This is a genomic window from Streptomyces niveiscabiei (assembly GCF_033794345.1).
Lineage (GTDB): Bacteria > Actinomycetota > Actinomycetes > Streptomycetales > Streptomycetaceae > Streptomyces > Streptomyces niveiscabiei.
In genome coordinates, this window is the sequence record NZ_JARAYJ010000013.1 from 47657 (window position 1) to 64473 (window position 16817).

Consider the following 16817-nt stretch of genomic DNA (forward strand, 5'->3'; position numbering starts at 1 on the left):
GTGCGGGCGCGCGGTTCCCGGACCGGCCTGTGGATAACTCCGTGGGTGTCGGCGCGGGGGCCTATCGTGGGGGGCACGTGGAGGCAGTGGTTCGAGGGACGACGGGTGGGATCGGCGTTATGGCGGAGGCGGTAGGGGTCGCGGGGTCGGCGGCGGGGGAGAGCGAGGCGCTCGCCGCGCTGCACCGGGTGTTCGGGTACGACAGTTTCCGGGGCGAGCAGGCGGCGATCGTCGATCATGTGATCGCCGGCGGTGACGCGGTCGTGCTGATGCCGACCGGCGGCGGCAAGTCGCTGTGCTACCAGATTCCCGCGCTGGTCAGAGCCGGTACGGGGATCGTCGTATCGCCGCTGATCGCGCTCATGCAGGACCAGGTCGACGCCCTGCGCGCGGTCGGCGTGCGGGCCGGGTTCATCAACTCGACGCAGGACTTCGACGAACGCCGCCTCGTGGAGGCCGAGTTCGCGGCGGGCGAGCTGGACCTGCTCTACCTCGCGCCCGAGCGCCTGCGCCTGGACAGCACGCTGGACCTCCTCTCGCGCGGCAAGATCGCCGTCTTCGCGATCGACGAGGCGCACTGCGTCTCCCAGTGGGGCCACGACTTCCGCCCCGACTACCTGGCCCTGTCCCTCCTGGGCGAGCGCTGGCCGGACGTCCCGCGCATCGCCCTGACGGCGACGGCGACGAAGGCCACGCACCAGGAGATCGTCCAGCGCCTCGGCATGCCGGCCGCCCGGCACTTCGTCGCCAGCTTCGACCGGCCCAACATCCAGTACCGCATCGTCCCGAAGGCCGACCCGAAGAAGCAGCTCCTGGCGTTCCTGCGCGAGGAGCACGCGGGCGACGCCGGCATCGTGTACTGCCTCTCGCGCAACTCGGTCGAGAAGACCGCCGAGTTCCTGGCGGCCAACGGCATCGCGGCCGTGCCCTACCACGCCGGGCTCGACGCGGGCACCCGCGCCAGGCACCAGTCCCGGTTCCTGCGCGAGGACGGCCTCACCGTCGTCGCGACCATCGCCTTCGGCATGGGCATCGACAAGCCGGACGTCCGCTTCGTCGCCCACCTCGACCTGCCGAAGTCCGTCGAGGGGTACTACCAGGAGACCGGCCGCGCGGGGCGTGACGGGCTGCCGTCCACGGCATGGATGGCGTACGGCCTCAACGACGTCATCCAGCAGCGCAAGCTGATCCAGTCCGGCGAGGGTGACGAGGCGTTCCGGCGCCGCGCGCAGTCCCACCTCGACGCGATGCTCGCGCTGTGCGAGACCGCGCGGTGCCGGCGCGGCCAGCTCCTGAACTACTTCGGCCAGGACCCCGACCCCGTCGGCTGCGGCAACTGCGACACATGCCTGACCCCGCCGGAGACCTGGGACGGCACGGTCGCCGCGCAGAAGGTCCTCTCCACCGTCGTCCGCCTCCAGCGCGAGCGCGGCCAGAAGTTCGGCGCGGTCCAGATCATCGACATCCTGCTCGGCAAGCGCACCGGCAAGGTCATCCAGTTCGACCACGACCAGCTCTCCGTCTTCGGCATCGGCCAGGACCTCGCGGACGGCGAATGGCGGGGCGTCATCCGGCAGTTGCTGGCCCAGGGCCTCCTCGCGGTCGAGGGCGAGTACGGAACGCTGGTCCTCACCGAGGACAGCGGGACCGTCCTGCGCCGCGAGCGGGACGTACCGCTGCGCAAGGAGCCGAAGAAGGCGCCGACCGCCAAGACGTCCTCCTCCGGTTCCGGGAGGAGCGGCAAGGCCAAGGCGGCCGTCGTCGAACTGCCGCCCCACCTCCAGCCCGCCTTCGAGGCCCTGCGCGCCTGGCGCGCCGAACAGGCCCGCGAGCAGGGCGTCCCGGCGTACGTCATCTTCCACGACGCGACCCTCCGCGAGATCGTCTCCGCGTGGCCGACGTCGGTACGGGAGCTGGCGGGGATCAGCGGGGTGGGCGAGAAGAAGCTCGCGACCTACGGCGAGGGCGTCGTGGCGGCCCTGGCGGAACTGGGCGGGGCACCCGGGGGCGGCGAGGAGGGGCCGGCTCCGGCGTCAGCCCCGGCTCCCGCGGCGCGGGGTTCCGCGCCGGCTGAGGCGCCGGCTGAGGACGACTTCTGGGGCGAGCTGGAGGAGGAGCCGGACTGGTCGTAGGGGGAGGCTGCCTGGTCAGGGAGTGGCTGCCGGGCCAGGGGGGAAGGCGGCCTGGCCGGGGGCGGCTGCCGGGCCAGGAGGCGGCTGCCGGGCCGGGGGCGACTGCCGGGCCGGGGAGTGCTGGTCAGGGGGCCGGGGGCCATGTCCGCCCGCGCTGTCCGGCACCCCGCCGCGCGCTACGTCAGCGCCGACAACCCCGGCGCGAACGTGATCAGCAGCGGCAGCAGCGGGACCAGCGCGGCCACCGTCGTCGTCAGCGCCCGGTGCCGGCGCAGCAGGCGCGGCGGGGGCTGGAGGAGGCGGTCGACGCGCTCGCCCAGGAGGCGGTGGCTGGAGGCGCAGGACAGGACGCCCCGGTGCTGGTTCAGCTCGATGAGCGCGAGGGCCGTCGTGAGGTGCCCGCAGCGCCGCGACGCCGTGTCGTCCGCGGCGAGTTCGACGAGCCGGTGGGTCTGGTCGCAGAAGTGCGCGAAGAGGGGGACGCGCGGGAAGCCGGTCGCGAGGGCCGTCGAGAGGTGCAGCAGCCAGTCGTGGTGGGCGCGGGCGTGCCCCTTCTCGTGGGTGAGGACGGCGTCGAGCTGGTGCGCGGTGAGCCGGTTCAGCGCGCCGGTGGTCACGATCAGCTGGGGCGGGCTGCCGGGCAGCCACCAGGCGTCCGGGTACTCGTCCTCCAGGACGAGCAGGGGCCCGCGCGCGGAGGGCAGCCCCGCCGGGAGGTCCGGCGCCCGCTCCCGCAGCAGCGCCCGGTCCCGGACGCGCCGCCGCCGGGCCTCGACCAGCTCCCGCCCGAGCATCGCCGTCGTCCACGCGGCCCCGCACGCCAGCAGCAGCGTCAGGACGACCGCCCACACGGGCGCGGCCGACAGGTCGTACGCCTCGGTCACCTCCTGGGGCGCGGGCGCGAACAACTGCGTACGGACCGTGTGGAAGACCGCGGCGACGCCCAGCGTCAACGCGGTGACGCAGCACAGCAGTACGGTCGCGACGAGGCACTGCCACACCCACAGCCCCACCACGGGCTCCCGCTCCGGCCACCGCGCCCGCGTCAGCGCGCGCGGCACCGGCACCGCGGCCGTCAGCCCGACGGCACTCAGCAGAAGCAGACAGACGGTCATCCCACGGTTTCCGGATTCTGCTCGGAGGGCGTACACGGTTGTGCGGTGAACCAGCCGGCCGGCGTCGCGCTCCCCGACCCGGCCGGGCGGCACCCCGGCCTCACGGGTCCTCGCGGCCAGTATGACCGCGAGCCCCCGGCACCGTCAGCCCTTTGGGAGTGAGGCCCACGCAACTCGCGCCCGCGCGCGGACAGCCGTGCCACCGTCCCGAGGCGGACAGCACCCCACACACCCCACACACCTCACCACTCCGCACATGACACCTCTTTAGGTCGGATACGGGAAGTTATCCACAGGCTGGGACGCAATCTTGACGGAGCGGTGCGAACAGGGAGACTCTGGGCGGTGCCGGAGGGCCTCGGGGAGGGGGCTCTCGCTGGGCGCATCTGGGGGGCGGATGGCCGAAGGGGAGGCCGGCCGGGGGTCGGCGGGTCGTGGCGTACGGCCGGGCGGGGCGGGAGCAGGGGCCCGGCTCGCGCGGCTGGAAGCGACGATGCGCGGCAGACTCGGCCGGGAATGCGTGTACGTGCCGTCGTGCCGGTTCGGGCTGTACGTGGCGCTGCGCCACTGGTGCCCGCCCGGCGGACGGGTCCTGATGTCGCCCGTCAACGACGACGTGATCTTCTTCGTGGTGCTCGCGGCGGGCCTCAGGCCCGTCCAGGCGCCCCTGAGGCCGCTGGACGCGTCGATCGACGTGGACGCGGTCCCGGAGGCCACCTGGGGCACCCTGTCCGCCGTCCTGACGACGAACCTGTACGGCAACCCGGACGACGCCCCGCGCCTGCGCGCGAGGTGCGACGCGCTGGGCATCCCGCTGTTCGAGGACGGCGCGCACGCGATCGGCAGCGAGACCGGCGGCAGGGCCGTCGGCGCGTGGGGCGACGCCTCCGTGTTCAGCCTGTCGAAGCACGTCGGGGCGAAGGCGGGCGGGTTCCTGTCCTGCGCGGACCCGGGCCTGCGCGACGCCCTGGAGAAGGCCCGCGAGGACCTGCTGCTTCCCGCGCGGCCGACGGCCGAACTGGCGTACGCCGTACGGCCGTACGCGGAGGCCGCCGTACGGGGCCTCGGCCTGCGCGGGGCCGCCTGGGCCGTCCTGCGCGGGCTCGGGCGGATGGAGCGCGAGGAGATCCGGATGCCGCTGCGGCCGGCGGACCTCACGCGCGCGGGCGCCGCGGCCCCCGGCCTCGACGCGTACGACCCGTGGGTCCGCGTCGACATGCACGACTACCGCCTGCGCGCCGGAAACGGCCGCCTCGCGCGCGTGGAGCGCAAGCTGGACCGCCTGGACGGCGTCCTGACGGCCTGCCGGGAAGGGACGGAGCGTCTCCTCGCGACGCCGTGGGCGCGCGCGGGCGACGGCCCGCCGCAGCCCCTCTTCCGGGTCCCCCTGTTCGTCGCGGACCGGGACGCCGCGCGGGAGGCGCTCGCGCGCCGGGGGATCGTCGCCGGGTACCTGTACGACCCGCCGCTGGACGACTACGCGGGCGCGGAGTTCACGGACGTGTCGCCGGACCCGTCCGGGGCGCGCTGGTTCGCGCGGCACGCGCTGCCGGCCGACCCCCTGCGCGCGCGTGAGGTGATCGCGGCGCTGACGGAGGCGGGGGTGCGGCCGGCGGGGGAGGCGCCCGTGCGCGCGCCAGGGGTGAGCCGTGACTGAGACGCGGGCGGAGCCCAGACAGCGCGCGGCGGCCGGTGCGCGTGCGGAGGCCCGTCGCGAGGACGCGAACAGCGCGCCCGCGCGCGGGGGCCCCGACTCCCTCTTCAGGAACGCCTACTTCCTGATGCTCAGCACCGGCGTCTCCGCCGTCCTGGGCCTCGGGTTCTGGCTGGTCGCCGCCCGCTACTACTCGGAGGAGGCCGTCGGCCAGGGCTCCGCCGCCATCGCCGCGATGCGCCTGCTCGCGAGCATCACGGCGACGACGATGATCGGCGCGGTCGTCCGGTTCGTCCCGCGCGCGGGACGGGCGACGGGGGCGCTGGTGTGGCGCGCGTACGCGGCGAGCTCGGTGGTCGTGGCGGTCGCCGCGTTCGTGTTCCTGCTGACGCTCGACCTGTGGGGGGCCTCGTACGCGCCCCTGGGGGCGCCCGCCGCCGGCGCGGTGTTCGTCGTCGCGTGCGTCGCGTGGGCGCTGCTGACGCTCCAGGACGGGGTGCTGACGGGGCTGCGCAAGGCCCTGTGGGTGCCCGTCGGCAACGCGGTGTTCTCCGTCGGCAAGCTGATCCTGCTCGCCGTGTTCGCGACCGTGCTGCCGGTGCTCGGCATCTTCGTCTCCTGGGCCGCCGCGATAGCCCTGTCGACGCTGCCGCTCGGCTGGCTGATCTTCCGCCGCCTCATCCCGCGCCAGCAGGCCGCCGACCGGCACGTCGAGCCGCCGCGCCTGCGCGAGATGGGCCGCTTCCTCGCGGGCGACTCGCTGGGCGCGCTGTTCAGCCTCGCGATGATCAACCTGCTGCCGGTGATGGTCGCCGTGCGCTTCAGCGCGGCCGAGAACGGCTACTTCTACGTCGCCTACACCGTCGGCGGCACCATGGAGTTCATGGCCATCAACATGGCCTCCTCGCTCACCGCGCACGCCTCCCACGACCCCCGCCACCTCGCCGACGGCGTACGGGGCGCGCTGCGCCGGATGACGCTGCTCCTCGTACCCGTCGTCCTCGTGCTGGTCCTTTTCGCGCCGCGGATCCTCACGCCGTTCGACGAGGACTACGCCGAGCACGGGACGACGGTGCTGCGGCTGCTGGCCCTCGGGGCGCTGCCCCGGGTCGTGGTCGAGCTGTACATCGGGGTGCTGCGCGTGCAGGGGCGCACGGGGCTGCTCGCCGCGCTCCAGGGCGCGATGTGCACGCTGGTCCTCGGGAGCGCGGCGGTGCTGTTCGGGCCCGCGGGGATCGCCGGGGCGGGGTGGGCGGTGCTGCTCGGGATGACGCTGATCGCGGGGGTGTCGGTGGTGGGGCTGCGGGCGGCGCTGCGGCCGGCGGGGGCGGGGGATGCGGTGGGGGTGGGGGGCGAAGGCTCTGCGCCGGGGTCGGGGGCGGCGGCGAGGTCGGGGGTGGGGGTGGGGGCGGCGTCAGCGCCGGGGGCGGCCTTGGCTGCCGCGCCCGCGCCCGTACCTGCGCCCGCCCATCGGCTCGGCGCGACCGCCGGGTACGCGACGGCCTCCGGGTACGGCACGAGCTGGGCGCGGCGCGCGGCTGCCGCCGACGAGGACACCGTGCCGCTGTTCATCGGGCGGCGGGGGTACGAGCGGGAGGCGCTGGAGGCGGACACGCTGGCGGTGATCGTGTGGCCGCAGGGGCGGTCGGGGGCGCGGGGTGGGGGCGCTTCGATGCCGGGCGCGGGCGCTTCGGTGCCGGGGGCGCGCTCGGGTGTCGTACCTGGGTACTACCCGGGTACCCCTCCGGGGTCGGCCTCCGAACTGGCCTCCGGGTCGTCGTCCGAGTCCTCCTCACGGCCGCCCGCGGGCGGGCTCCCCGCCGAACGGGCCGTCGAACCGGCGTACACGGCAAGGGGGTTGTGGTCCGAGAAGGGGCAGCGGTGGCTGCGGGGCGGGCTGTGGACGGCCCTCGCCGCCGCCGTCACCGTGTTCGCTCTCGGGGTGCGGGACCTGCCGTGGCTGCGGTCCTCAAGCGCCACGGGTACTACGGGTACTACGGGTCCTGCGGGTACGACGGATGCGGCGCTGGAGTCCGGGTCCCTGCCCGGGCGGGCGATGCTCGACGCGCTGCCCTGGACGGCGCTCGGCGCCGGGCTCGTGCTGCTCCTGCTGTACGCCGGGGCGGTGACGCTCAGCCTGCGGCACGATCCGTGGCTGCCGGGGACGGCGCTGGGGGCCGTGGTCCTCGCGCTGTACGCCGTACCGGTCTCGCTGGGGCGGGAACCGGGGGCGGTGGGCGGGACGTTCTATACGGAAACGGCGCGATTCCTCGCGGAGGCGATGGGGCTCGACGGGCCCGTACCGCTGCTGCGCTGGGCGCCGCCGCTGTGCCAACTGCTGTGCCTCGTCGCGCTGTCGCAGGTGCTCGCCCGGCTGGGGGAGCGGCTGCGGCTGCCCTGGACGGCGCGCTGGGGGCTCGTCTATCTCGCCGCCCTGGGGGGCTGGGTGTGGCGAGAGGCCCTGGCGCCCTTCGCGCCGCCGACCCTCGCCGCGCTCTTCGTCCTCGCCGTGCTCCTCTCGCTCCACCGCGCCCCACCGCGCCCCACGACCTGAACCGACGCCGAACGACAGGGGGGAACCGTCGTGCGCACACCGAACCGGAGAACCGAGCCGGAACCCGACAAGGGTTCCCAGAGCGCGGAGACGTCCCAGCCGAACACCGACACCTCCGAACCGCCCGGCGTGGGGCCGGACGAGCGCGGGGCGAGGGACGAACGGACGGAGGGGACACGGAAGTTGCGGCTTCGCGACGGCGGCCGTGCCGCGCGCGGGGGCGAGCCGGCCGCCGGTGCCGGGCGGACGCGGGTCGTTCGCTGGCCCGAGGCCGCGGGACAGGGCGCCGTGGGGGAGTGGGCCGCGGGTACCGGGGGGGACGGGGGTACCGGGGAGGGACCTCGGGGGCGGTCCGGGGGCGTGCCCGGTGAGGCTGAGACCGGCTTCGGGGTATGGGAGTCCGACGTCTCCGCCTCCCCCTTCGGAGCCTCGCGGGGTACGTCCGGAGGCACCGGGGGGGCCGGGGTGCCCTCGGGGGAGCCGGGGCCGTCCTCCGGTAGTCCCGTAGCCCCCTCGGGGGACCCGGTGCCGTACCCGGGTATGTCCCCCCAGGGGCGTACCGAGACATCAGCCGCCCCCCTCGGCGCCCCCGCCACCGCCCTCGCCGAGCCTCCCGCCTCGCACCCCGAGGACCCCGTCACCGATCTCGCCGACCTCCCGCCCGCGCGCCCCTGGTACCACTCGGCGTTGTGGCCCGCGGCGGGGCTGGCCGGGGCGATGGGGCTGTGGGCGTACGCCGTGGGGCACACGGACGTCGGGAAGCTGGACGACTTCGGGCTGGTCACGGCGTTGCATCCGGCGTTCTGGGCGGGACTGGCCGTGCTGACGGCCGGGTTCTGGTGCACGCTCGTCAACTCCCGCCGCAGGCACCCCGCCTGGGCGCCGGCGTACCTCGTCGGCCTGCTGGTGATGGAGCGCGCGACCCAGGCCGTCCTGTACCCCACCCCCCTGTACGCCTGGGCGTGGAAGCACGACGCGGTGATCGACCACCTCCTCACGGCGGGCCGCCTCCAGGGCTCGGACGCCCTCGGCGACATGGCCGTCTACGACCAGTGGCCCGGCTTCTTCGCGGCGCAGGCGACGCTCGTACGCCTCCTGGGGGTCGACTCGGCGGCCCGGTTCATGGCGTGGTGGCCCCTGGTCTCCAGCCTGATGCTGCTGCTCCCCCTGCTGCTGATCTACCGCACGTTCACCGAGGACCGGCGCCTGGTCTGGACGGCGGTATGGCTGTTCTACGTCGCCAACTGGGTGGGACAGGACTACTTCTCCCCCCAGTCCGTCGCCTTCGCCCTCCACCTCGGCGTACTCGCCGTAGTCCTCAGGAGGTACGCCACCCCCCGTACCCCCGACGCCCGCTCCCGCGCGGCCGTATGGACCGTCGTCCTCACCCTGTTCGTCGTCGGCATCGTCATCTCCCACCAGCTCACCCCGGGCATGCTGGTGATCTGCCTCGCGGCCCTCTTCTTCGCGCGCCGCTACCGGGACAGGGTTCCGCTGGTCACCACGGTCGTCATCTTCCTCGCCTGGTGCCTGACCGCCGCCCTGCCGTTCCTGTCGGCGACGATGCCGGACATGCTGCGCTCGGTCGGCGACATCGGCGGCAACGTCGAGACGGGCTACGGCGCCACCCCCACCGGCACGGGCGCGATCGCGACGTCCTGGGCCGCCCGCCTGCTGTCCGCGTCGGTGATCCTGCTCGCGGCGCTCGGCGCCTGGCGCCAACCGGTGCTGCGCCACCGGGCGTTGCCCCTGCTGCTGCTCGCGCTCGCCCCGCTGCCGATGTTCGCGGCGAGCAGCTACGGCAGCGAGATGATCTTCCGCGTCCTGATGTTCATGCTCCCCGGCGCGGCGTTCTTCGCGGCGGCGGCGCTCCTGCCGCAGGTCAGGACCCTCACGGCGACGGAACTCAACCCCCGTACGCGCAGGCGGCGTTACACCTGGCTGCCGCTCGCCGCCCTGCTCGCCGGCACGCTCGCGTTCGTCCCGAGCTACTCCGGCAAGGACCGCATCAGCTACTTCCCGCCCGCCGAGGTCCACCTCGTCCAGCAGGTCTTCGACCGCGCCCCGGAGGGCTCCCTGGTCGTCGCGGCGGACCGCAACTACCCACTGGCGTACGCGGATTACTGGCGCGTCGACCACTACTGGTTCCTCGACGACTCGCGCGCGCACGTGGACACGATCCTGAGGAACCCGGCGGCGACGCTCGCCACCGACATGTCGGCCGTCGAGTCCCCGGCCCGCGCCTATCTGGTCCTGTCCCAGGGCCAGTACGCGGACTCGGAGATGAACGGCCTCCTCACCAAAGCCCAGTTGGACCGCATCCGCGCCTCGGTCGCCGCGTCGCCCCTGTTCGAACGGGTCGCGGGCAACGAGGCGGGGGTGGCGTACGTGCTGAAGGAGACGGCCCGATGACCCCGCAGGAACTCGTCGTCCGGATGGCGGCCCCGTTCGCCGGCTGGCTCGCCGTCAGCTCCCTCGCGCTGCCCGGCGGATCCCCGCTCAGAGCCGCCGCCGTCGTGCTGTTCCTGGCGGCGGGGCCGGGCGGGGCCCTGGTCAGAATCTGCGGGCCCGCGCTCGCGGCGCGGCCCGCCGAGGGTCCCGTCGAAGGCCGCGACCCGGCCTTCGCACGCCACTCCGACCTCCTGGAGCGGCTGATGCTGACCGTCTTCGTGAGCGTGTCCGCCGTCCTGGTCGTCGGGACGGTGTTCATCGCCACGCACGCCTTCAGCGCGCAGCGCGTCCTGCTCACCCTGACGCTGCTGACCACCATCGCGGCGTTCTGCCCGCGCCTGCGCGCCTCCCCGCGGACTGCGAAAGGTACTGCCCTGTGAGGTGGCTCCACCGTTTACGAAACGCCCGCCGACGGCCGGTGTACCGCTCAGGTATCACGGGCCAACGCACCCCCGGGGTACCCCGTACCCCTCCCTCCCATGGACGACATCGAGGACGACCCCGGCCCCGCCCCCGGCGCCTCGCGCTCACCGCCGTACTGACCGCCGGTGTCACCCTCACCGCGGTACTCCTCCTCAAGGACGACTCCTCCGGCGACCAGGACCTGGGCGGCTCGCGGCCCTCGGCCCAGGGCGGCCGGTGCGCGCCCACGGCCCTGCTGGAGCCGCCCTGCGGGGCCTGGTTCGGCGCGTTCGTGCCGCACGACAAGGACGACCTTCCCCAGAAGGTGAAGGCGTACGAGCGGCAGATCGGCCGCCCCCTCGACATCGTGTACACGTACCACGACATGTCCCTGGTCCAAGGGGCGCGCAGGGAAGGCCAGTTGCTCACCGACGAGGAACGCGAGGTCGGCAGGGACCGCCTCCTGCTGCTCTCCTGGGAGAGCAAGGTCTGGGGCGGTACGGCGGCCCAGCAGCCGACGTGGAAGCAGATCACGGCCGGTGACCTCGACGCCTCGGTCATCGACGTCCAGGCGAAACGGATCAAGGCGTACGGGAAGAAGGTGTTCCTCTCCTTCGACCTGGAGATGGATACGCGTACCCCGGACAGCGGAACTCCCGAGGACTACGTACGCGCCTACCGGCACATCCACGACCGGTTCCGCGCCCTCGGCGTCACCAACGTCGTGTGGACCTGGATCACCACCGGGTATCTGGGCCACGCCGACCTCATCAAGCGGATGTACCCCGGCGACGACTACGTCGACTGGGTGGCCTACAACCAGTACAACTACTACCGGTGCCACAAGGCCGGCTGGCTCTCCTTCGCCCAGACCCAGCAGGCCACGCACGACTGGATGCGCAGGAACATCTCCGACGGCAAACCGCTGATGCTCTCCGAGTTCGGCACCGCGAACGACCCGACCCGCCCCGGCCGCCAGGCCGACTGGTACGCCGAGGTCCCCTCGGTCCTCAAGAGGCTCACCGGCGTCAAGGCGGCCCTCCAGTGGAACTACCGCGACCCCGGCCCCCACTGCGACCTGGCGGTGGCCAACTCCCGGGCCTGGTCGAGCCTGCGCGAGGCGGTCTCCGACCCGTACCTGAACCAGCCTCTGAAGTAGTCCCCGGCGACAGGTATTACCCGGGGGCTACCGGGGCGGGGTGCCCTCCCCGCCCCTTCGGCCCCTCCCGGTACCTGAGGCGTACCCGGCTCATACCCGAGGGCCATCCGCGCCCTCGTCCGCGCCGTCCCCCCACTCACCCCGCGAACACCGGCCCCTTCACCACCGCCCGCCCCTTCCGGTACCACCGCCACGCCACCGTCCGGGGCGCGTCCCGGTACGGCGCGATACGCGCCCCCTTACCGGAGAGCCAGTCGGCGACGTCCCCGACGGTATGACTCCGCCGCACGATCAGCCGCGCGATCCGGTGCGCCTCGTCCCGCTCCGAACTGAGCGCGTGCCGGACGGCGGTCGCCGTCTCGTACCCCGCGGCTGCGGCCATCCGGCGCACCCGGCGGTCGTTGTACCCGTGCGGGTAGGCGAGATGACGGACCCGGTGGCCGAGCGTGTCCTCCAGCACGGCGCGGGAATGGCGCAGTTCGTGCGCGAGGTCCCGGGGCGCGAGGGTGTCGAGCTGCGCGTGGGTGACGGTGTGGCTGCCGATCTCCATCCCGGCCCGCTCCAACTCCCGTACGCCGCCCAGCGACATCATCGGCGCGGGCGGCAACAGGCTGCGCTCGCCCGGGGTGATGGCGCCGGTCGTGAGGTACGCGGTCGCGGTGAGGCCCCGCGCGAACACCGCCTCGGCGGTCGGTCCCGGCAGGTCCGCGAACCCGTCGTCGAACGTCAGCAGCACCGGCCTCGGCGGCAACGCGGCCCGCCCCGCGAGGAAGTCCGCGAGCACACTGATCGTGACCGGCGTACGGCCACTGTCGACGACCGCGTCCAGATGCGCGGCGAACACCTTCGGCGTGACCGTGAACTCCGCGATCCAGTCCGGGGGGTCGTCCATCACGGCGTGGTAGAGGAACACGGGTATGACGCCCTCGTCCCCGTCCCCCACGGGGATGACGCCCTCGCCCTCGTCCCTCCCGGGTATGACGCCCTCGCCCCCGCTCACCGCGCCCCTCCCCGCCCCCACGCCGTACGCAACGCCCACCGCGCCCGCAGATACCCGACCGGGCCGTACAGCATCCCGCGCCGCTGGAGCCGCGACAGCCGCCGGGGCCACGGATGATCCCGGTCACCGTGCACCCCGGGCCCGGCGGAGACCGGCAGCGCCGCATCCCCCTGGGGCACCCCGGCCTCGTCCCCCTCACGTACCCCACCCCGTGCCCCGCCACCCGCTCCCCGGCCCCCCTCCACTCCCCGGCTCGCCGTCAACGCCCGCGCGTACGCCACCCCCTTCGGCACCCGCGCGAGGAACCCCGGCACCAGCCCGGGGCTGTTGACCAGCACCGCCGTCAAATACGCGCCCAGCCCCGCCCCGTACCCGTACGCCTGCGTCTCCAGGTCCCGCCAGGTCTCCCGGTGGTGGTGCCAGACCAGCGCGTACGGCGTGTAGTGCAGCCGGTACCCGCGGGCCAGCACCCGGACGAAGCCGTACAGGTCGTCGCCCCCGCGGGCCAGGGTGCCGGCCCCGGTCGCCGGGTCGAACCCCCGTACCTCCCGTAGTACCCGGGTACGGAACGCCATGCTGGCCCCCGACCCGAACCGCCCGGCGGTGAAGGGGAACAGGGGCTCGTCGGCGGGCGGCGCTGCGGGGTCGTAGGTCCTCGGCACGAACCCTTTCGAGAAGCCGCCGTGGCTCTCCAGGAGGACCTGGGCCGGGGTGCGCAGCCGGGCGGGCAGGATCAGGCCCGTCGTGCAGCCGAGGCCCGGATCGGCGGCGAACGGCGAGGTCAGCTCGGTGAGCCAGCGCGGATCGGCGACGACGTCGTCGTCCGTGAACGCCACGACCTCCCCGCGCGCCGCGGCCACCCCCCGGTTGTGCGCGACCGCGAGTCCGGGTACCGGCTCGCACACGTACCTCACCCGCTCGGCGTACTTCTCCCGTACGAGATCCCGAGTAGTACTCGTGGCGGGCGCGTTGTCCACGACGACGATCTCGAACCGCGGATGGTCCTGCGCGAGCATCGAGTCGAGCGCGTGCACCAGCGTGCCGGTCCGCTCGCGGGTGGCGATGACGACGGTGGTGTACGGCGGGGTCGGCCCCGTCGTCCGGTCGGCGGACCCGGTGCCGTACGGATGCCCGGCGGACCCCGGCAGGCCCATACCCTCGGCCAGTTCCCTCAGCGTCGCCTTCGGGTCCGCCCCCTCCGGGACCTCCCCGAGGAGCGTGCCGACCGGCCGCCCCTCCCTGCGGACCAGGACGAACACCGGCCCCGAGGTCACGGGCGGGCCGCCCGGCCCGGGTCTGAGGGTCGCCCCCTCGCCGGTCAGGTCCAGCTCGCCGACCTGGACGGGCCGGACGGCGAGGAAGCGCCGTATCTCGTCTCGTACCTGGGATGTACGGGTCGTACGGGACATGAACCCCCCTGATGTCATGAGCCCTCGGGTATCACCCTGCGGCGTCACCCTTGTGACGCCGTCCGCGCCGCCTGTGCCGTCCGCGCCGTCCGAGCCATCCGCCCCCTTCAGCTCTCCCGCTGCCCCGAACCCGCCCGCTGCCGCCCCGCGCTCCGCAGCCGCCCGGCGCTCTTCAGCGCGCGCGCCGCGGCGCGCGCGAGCCGGGGGCGCCCGCGCACGAAGTGGTGCGCCCGGCGCGCGGGTTCACGGCTCAGCCAGTAGAGCGCCGCCCCCACCCCGGGACGCGTCCACGCACCCTCGTAGACGGGGATCTCGCCGGTCTTCAGCGCGTCCTTGTACTCGGCGGCCCCCCGCCCGAGATCCAGCGTCCCGATGCCCTCCGCAGCCGCCGCCTCGGCCATCCGCAGATGCAGCACGAGCCCCGGCGAGAACTTCGCGAACTCCGTGTCGTACGACGGGAACCAGCAGGCCAGGACGGTCGACGAGCGCAGCCCGAAGTGCGCGGCGACAGGCCGCTCCCCGGCGTACAGGACGGAGAGCGTGCCGGCGCACTCCGGCGCGCGTGTGTCGGCGAGGCGTGCGACCAGGCGCGTGATCCACTCCTGCGCGAACCGGTCGCGCCGGCCGGTGCGGCGGTACTGCGCCGACTTCCACGCCATGAGGGTGCGCAGCGCGGCCGGGTCGCGCTCGTCGAACACGAACCTCAACTCGCCCGCCTGGCGCCCGAGTCGGCGCTCCTTGGCGAGCGTCGTCCGCAGGAACTTCGGGGACTGGCCGCGCAGGACGGCCTCGTACGTGTCGTAGCCCTTCTCGACGTCGATGACGTACGCGGCGTACTCGGCGGCGGCGTGCGGGACGAACAGGCCCTGTTCCGCCCCCAGGTTGTCGAACGCGAAACTCGACAGGCCGCACGCGCGCATCAACTCGGCCGCGTCCAGGCCGAGTCCGGGCGCCAGGATCGCGCCCTGGGCGTCCGACACGCCGTGCGCGAGGGCCTGGCCCATGCCGAGCGGCCCGCGCTCGTGGGGGAGGAACCCGACCGGTTCGCGCCCCTCGTACACCACCGCGATCCGCGTACGCGCCCGTACGCGCCCCACGGCCTCGACGAACTCCGGTTCCATGAACGGATTGCGCGGGACCGGCGAAGCGGCCCGCAGGGCCCGCCACCGCTCGCGCTCCCCCTCGCCCAACTCCTGCGCGCGCAGCACACGAATGCGCCCACTGTTCAACCTGACCCCCCGATCAAGTCCCCCCTGGACACATGGACCGTACCCCTCCAGACGGTACCGGCGGTAGATAGCGCCCCATGTTGTTGCCAACCGGTGCAGTCTTCGCAGAACCGTTGGCGTTTCGATGGCAGTTCGATGACGAACGCCGTTCCGGTGCCCTCGCCCGCACCCGCGCGCGGGCGTTCGTTCTGAAACCGGCCCTCCCGCGCGCGGGTGTGTGCGAGACAGGCTGTCGGGCCTCCCGCGGGCGGTGCGGTCCGTATTCTCTGATCATGGCCGCACCCACCACCCCCGCTTCCGGCACGCGCGCGTACGCCCTCGTCGCCACCGACCTGGACGGCACGCTCCTGCGCGCCGACGACACCTTCTCCGACCGCTCGCTGAGCGCCCTCCAGCGGGTCGTGGAGGCCGGCGCGCGGCACCTGGTGGTGACCGGCCGCCCGGCCCCCCGCGTGCGCCCGCTGCTGGAGATCCTGCGGGGCAGAGGGCTCGCGGTGTGCGGCCAGGGAGCGCAGGTGTACGACGCCGGCGCGGACCGCCTGCTGTGGTCGGTCACGCTGGACCGGGAACTCGCGGAGACCGCGCTCGGCAAGATCGAGGCGGAGGTCGGCCAGGTGTACGCGGCCGTCGACCAGGACGGCGTGGACGGGCTGACGCTGATCGAACCGGGCTACCTGATGCCGCACCCGACGCTGCCCGCGCTGCGTGTGGGACGCCGCGAGGACCTGTGGTGCGAGCCGATCAGCAAGGTGCTGCTGCGTCACCCCGCGCTGACGGACGACGAGTTGGCGGCCACCGCGCGCGCGGCGGTCGGTTCGCTCGCCACGGTGACCATGTCGGGGCCCGGCACGGTCGAGCTCCAGCCGAGCGGCGTCACGAAGGCCACGGGCCTCGCGCTGGCCGCCGAGCGGCTCGGGATCGCCCCCGAGGACACGGTCGCCTTCGGGGACATGCCGAACGACATCCCGATGTTCGAGTGGTCCGCGTACGGGGTCGCGATGGCCAACGCGCACCCCGAACTCAAGGCCGTCGCCGACGAGGTGACGTTCTCGAACGAGGAGGACGGGGTGGCGACCGTTCTTGAACGGATGTTTCCGTAACGCGCGCCCTATAGGGGCCCCGATCCGAAACCGGGGCCCCTATAGGGACGTCGATCTCCCGGAGGACGTCCGGGAGGGACGGTCAGTAGGCGCCGTACACGTTGTCGATCGAGCCGTACACCGCCGCCGCGTAGTTGCACGCGGCGGTGATGTTCGCGACCGGGTCGTACGGGTCGTACGCCGTGCCGGCGACGTGGTACGCCTGGAAGGTCGGGTCGATGACCTGGAGCAGGCCCTTGGAGGGCGTGCCGGCGGCGGCGTTGGAGTCCCAGTTGTTGATGGCCCAGGGGTTGCCGGAGGATTCGCGGATGATGTTGCGGTAGATGCCGTCGTAGCTGCCCGGGATGCCCTTCTGGGCCATGATCGCGAGGGATTCGCGGATCCAGCCGTCCAGGGTGTTCGGGTACCCGGCGACCGTGGACGACGAGCTGCCGCTCGTGGCGGCCGAGGCGCTGGTCGCGCCGACGACCGGGAGGGCCAGCAGGGCCGTGCCGGCGGCGGCGACGGCGAGGGCACGGGCGAGACGCTTCTTGCGGATTGCGGGCATGGCGGTGTTCCTCTCCGGCGCCTGCGAGGTGAGCTGTCGGGTTCGGGCGGGGAGGTGCCCGGCCG

General features: G+C 73.8%; 12 protein-coding genes. 7 read left to right on the forward strand and 5 right to left on the reverse strand.

The genetic code is table 11. The annotated features are described in order from the left end of the window. Positions 1-119: 119 nt before the first annotated feature. Positions 120-2132, forward strand: a complete 2013-nt coding sequence (gene recQ / locus PV682_RS19695) for a DNA helicase RecQ (RefSeq protein ID WP_319731586.1) — start codon at positions 120-122, stop codon at positions 2130-2132. A gap of 176 nt (positions 2133-2308) precedes the next feature. Here recQ and PV682_RS19700 read toward each other — a convergent pair whose 3' ends face one another. Then, positions 2309-3247 (reverse strand): M56 family metallopeptidase, encoded by a 939-nt coding sequence (locus PV682_RS19700; protein ID WP_319731588.1) that lies wholly within the window; start codon positions 3245-3247, stop codon positions 2309-2311. 397 nt (positions 3248-3644) lie between these two features. Here PV682_RS19700 and PV682_RS19705 point away from each other — a divergent pair, with 397 nt between their 5' ends. From PV682_RS19705 to PV682_RS19725, 5 genes are all read left to right on the forward strand, one after another. Further along, on the forward strand, positions 3645-4904 hold the full coding sequence (locus PV682_RS19705; RefSeq protein WP_319731590.1) for a DegT/DnrJ/EryC1/StrS family aminotransferase: 1260 nt from the start codon (positions 3645-3647) through the stop codon (positions 4902-4904). 124 nt (positions 4905-5028) lie between these two features. Next, positions 5029-7455 carry a lipopolysaccharide biosynthesis protein gene (locus PV682_RS19710; RefSeq protein ID WP_407705707.1) on the forward strand — a complete coding sequence of 809 codons (2427 nt, stop codon included), beginning with the start codon at positions 5029-5031 and terminating at the stop codon, positions 7453-7455. Between the two features lie 540 nt (positions 7456-7995). Continuing rightward, positions 7996-9867 (forward strand): glycosyltransferase, encoded by a 1872-nt coding sequence (locus PV682_RS19715; RefSeq protein WP_319731594.1) that lies wholly within the window; start codon positions 7996-7998, stop codon positions 9865-9867. Then, positions 9864-10286 (forward strand): hypothetical protein, encoded by a 423-nt coding sequence (locus tag PV682_RS19720; RefSeq protein WP_055724945.1) that lies wholly within the window; start codon positions 9864-9866, stop codon positions 10284-10286. The genes PV682_RS19715 and PV682_RS19720 overlap by 4 nt, the downstream gene beginning before the upstream one ends. Positions 10287-10324: 38 nt before the next feature. Further along, on the forward strand, positions 10325-11467 hold the full coding sequence (locus PV682_RS19725; protein WP_319731596.1) for a glycoside hydrolase family 26 protein: 1143 nt from the start codon (positions 10325-10327) through the stop codon (positions 11465-11467). A gap of 136 nt (positions 11468-11603) precedes the next feature. Here PV682_RS19725 and PV682_RS19730 read toward each other — a convergent pair whose 3' ends face one another. The 3 genes from PV682_RS19730 to PV682_RS19740 all read right to left on the reverse strand — a co-directional run bounded on the left by PV682_RS19730 (position 11604) and on the right by PV682_RS19740 (position 15105). Beyond that, complete coding sequence (locus PV682_RS19730) at positions 11604-12359, reverse strand: polysaccharide deacetylase family protein (RefSeq protein WP_319731878.1); 756 nt, start codon at positions 12357-12359, stop codon at positions 11604-11606. Between the two features lie 104 nt (positions 12360-12463). Beyond that, entirely contained in the window at positions 12464-13876 is a 1413-nt protein-coding gene (locus PV682_RS19735; protein WP_319731598.1) for a glycosyltransferase, read from the reverse strand. Positions 13877-13983: 107 nt separating this feature from the next. Beyond that, positions 13984-15105, reverse strand: a complete 1122-nt coding sequence (locus PV682_RS19740) for a GNAT family N-acetyltransferase (protein ID WP_319731600.1) — start codon at positions 15103-15105, stop codon at positions 13984-13986. 272 nt (positions 15106-15377) lie between these two features. Between PV682_RS19740 and PV682_RS19745 the strand changes: the two genes are divergently transcribed. Beyond that, a complete protein-coding gene (locus PV682_RS19745; RefSeq protein WP_010354349.1) occupies positions 15378-16205 on the forward strand; it encodes a Cof-type HAD-IIB family hydrolase in 828 nt (275 codons plus the stop codon). Positions 16206-16287: 82 nt separating this feature from the next. Here PV682_RS19745 and PV682_RS19750 read toward each other — a convergent pair whose 3' ends face one another. After that, positions 16288-16752 carry a transglycosylase SLT domain-containing protein gene (locus PV682_RS19750; RefSeq protein WP_319731603.1) on the reverse strand — a complete coding sequence of 155 codons (465 nt, stop codon included), beginning with the start codon at positions 16750-16752 and terminating at the stop codon, positions 16288-16290. Between the last annotated feature and the right edge of the window lie 65 nt (positions 16753-16817).

Bases quoted from the DNA above. Each gene is read 5' to 3' on its own strand.
- PV682_RS19720 (WP_055724945.1), top strand. From the start codon at position 9,864: ATGACCCCGCAGGAACTCGTCGTCCGGATGGCGGCCCCGTTCGCCGGC.
- PV682_RS19730 (WP_319731878.1), bottom strand. From the start codon at position 12,359: ATGGACGACCCCCCGGACTGGATCGCGGAGTTCACGGTCACGCCGAAG.
- PV682_RS19710 (WP_407705707.1), top strand. From the start codon at position 5,029: ATGCTCAGCACCGGCGTCTCCGCCGTCCTGGGCCTCGGGTTCTGGCTG.
- PV682_RS19700 (WP_319731588.1), bottom strand. From the start codon at position 3,247: ATGACCGTCTGTCTGCTTCTGCTGAGTGCCGTCGGGCTGACGGCCGCG.
- PV682_RS19735 (WP_319731598.1), bottom strand. From the start codon at position 13,876: ATGTCCCGTACGACCCGTACATCCCAGGTACGAGACGAGATACGGCGC.
- recQ (WP_319731586.1), top strand. From the start codon at position 120: ATGGCGGAGGCGGTAGGGGTCGCGGGGTCGGCGGCGGGGGAGAGCGAG.
- PV682_RS19745 (WP_010354349.1), top strand. From the start codon at position 15,378: ATGGCCGCACCCACCACCCCCGCTTCCGGCACGCGCGCGTACGCCCTC.
- PV682_RS19705 (WP_319731590.1), top strand. From the start codon at position 3,645: ATGGCCGAAGGGGAGGCCGGCCGGGGGTCGGCGGGTCGTGGCGTACGG.
- PV682_RS19750 (WP_319731603.1), bottom strand. From the start codon at position 16,752: ATGCCCGCAATCCGCAAGAAGCGTCTCGCCCGTGCCCTCGCCGTCGCC.
- PV682_RS19715 (WP_319731594.1), top strand. From the start codon at position 7,996: ATGTCCCCCCAGGGGCGTACCGAGACATCAGCCGCCCCCCTCGGCGCC.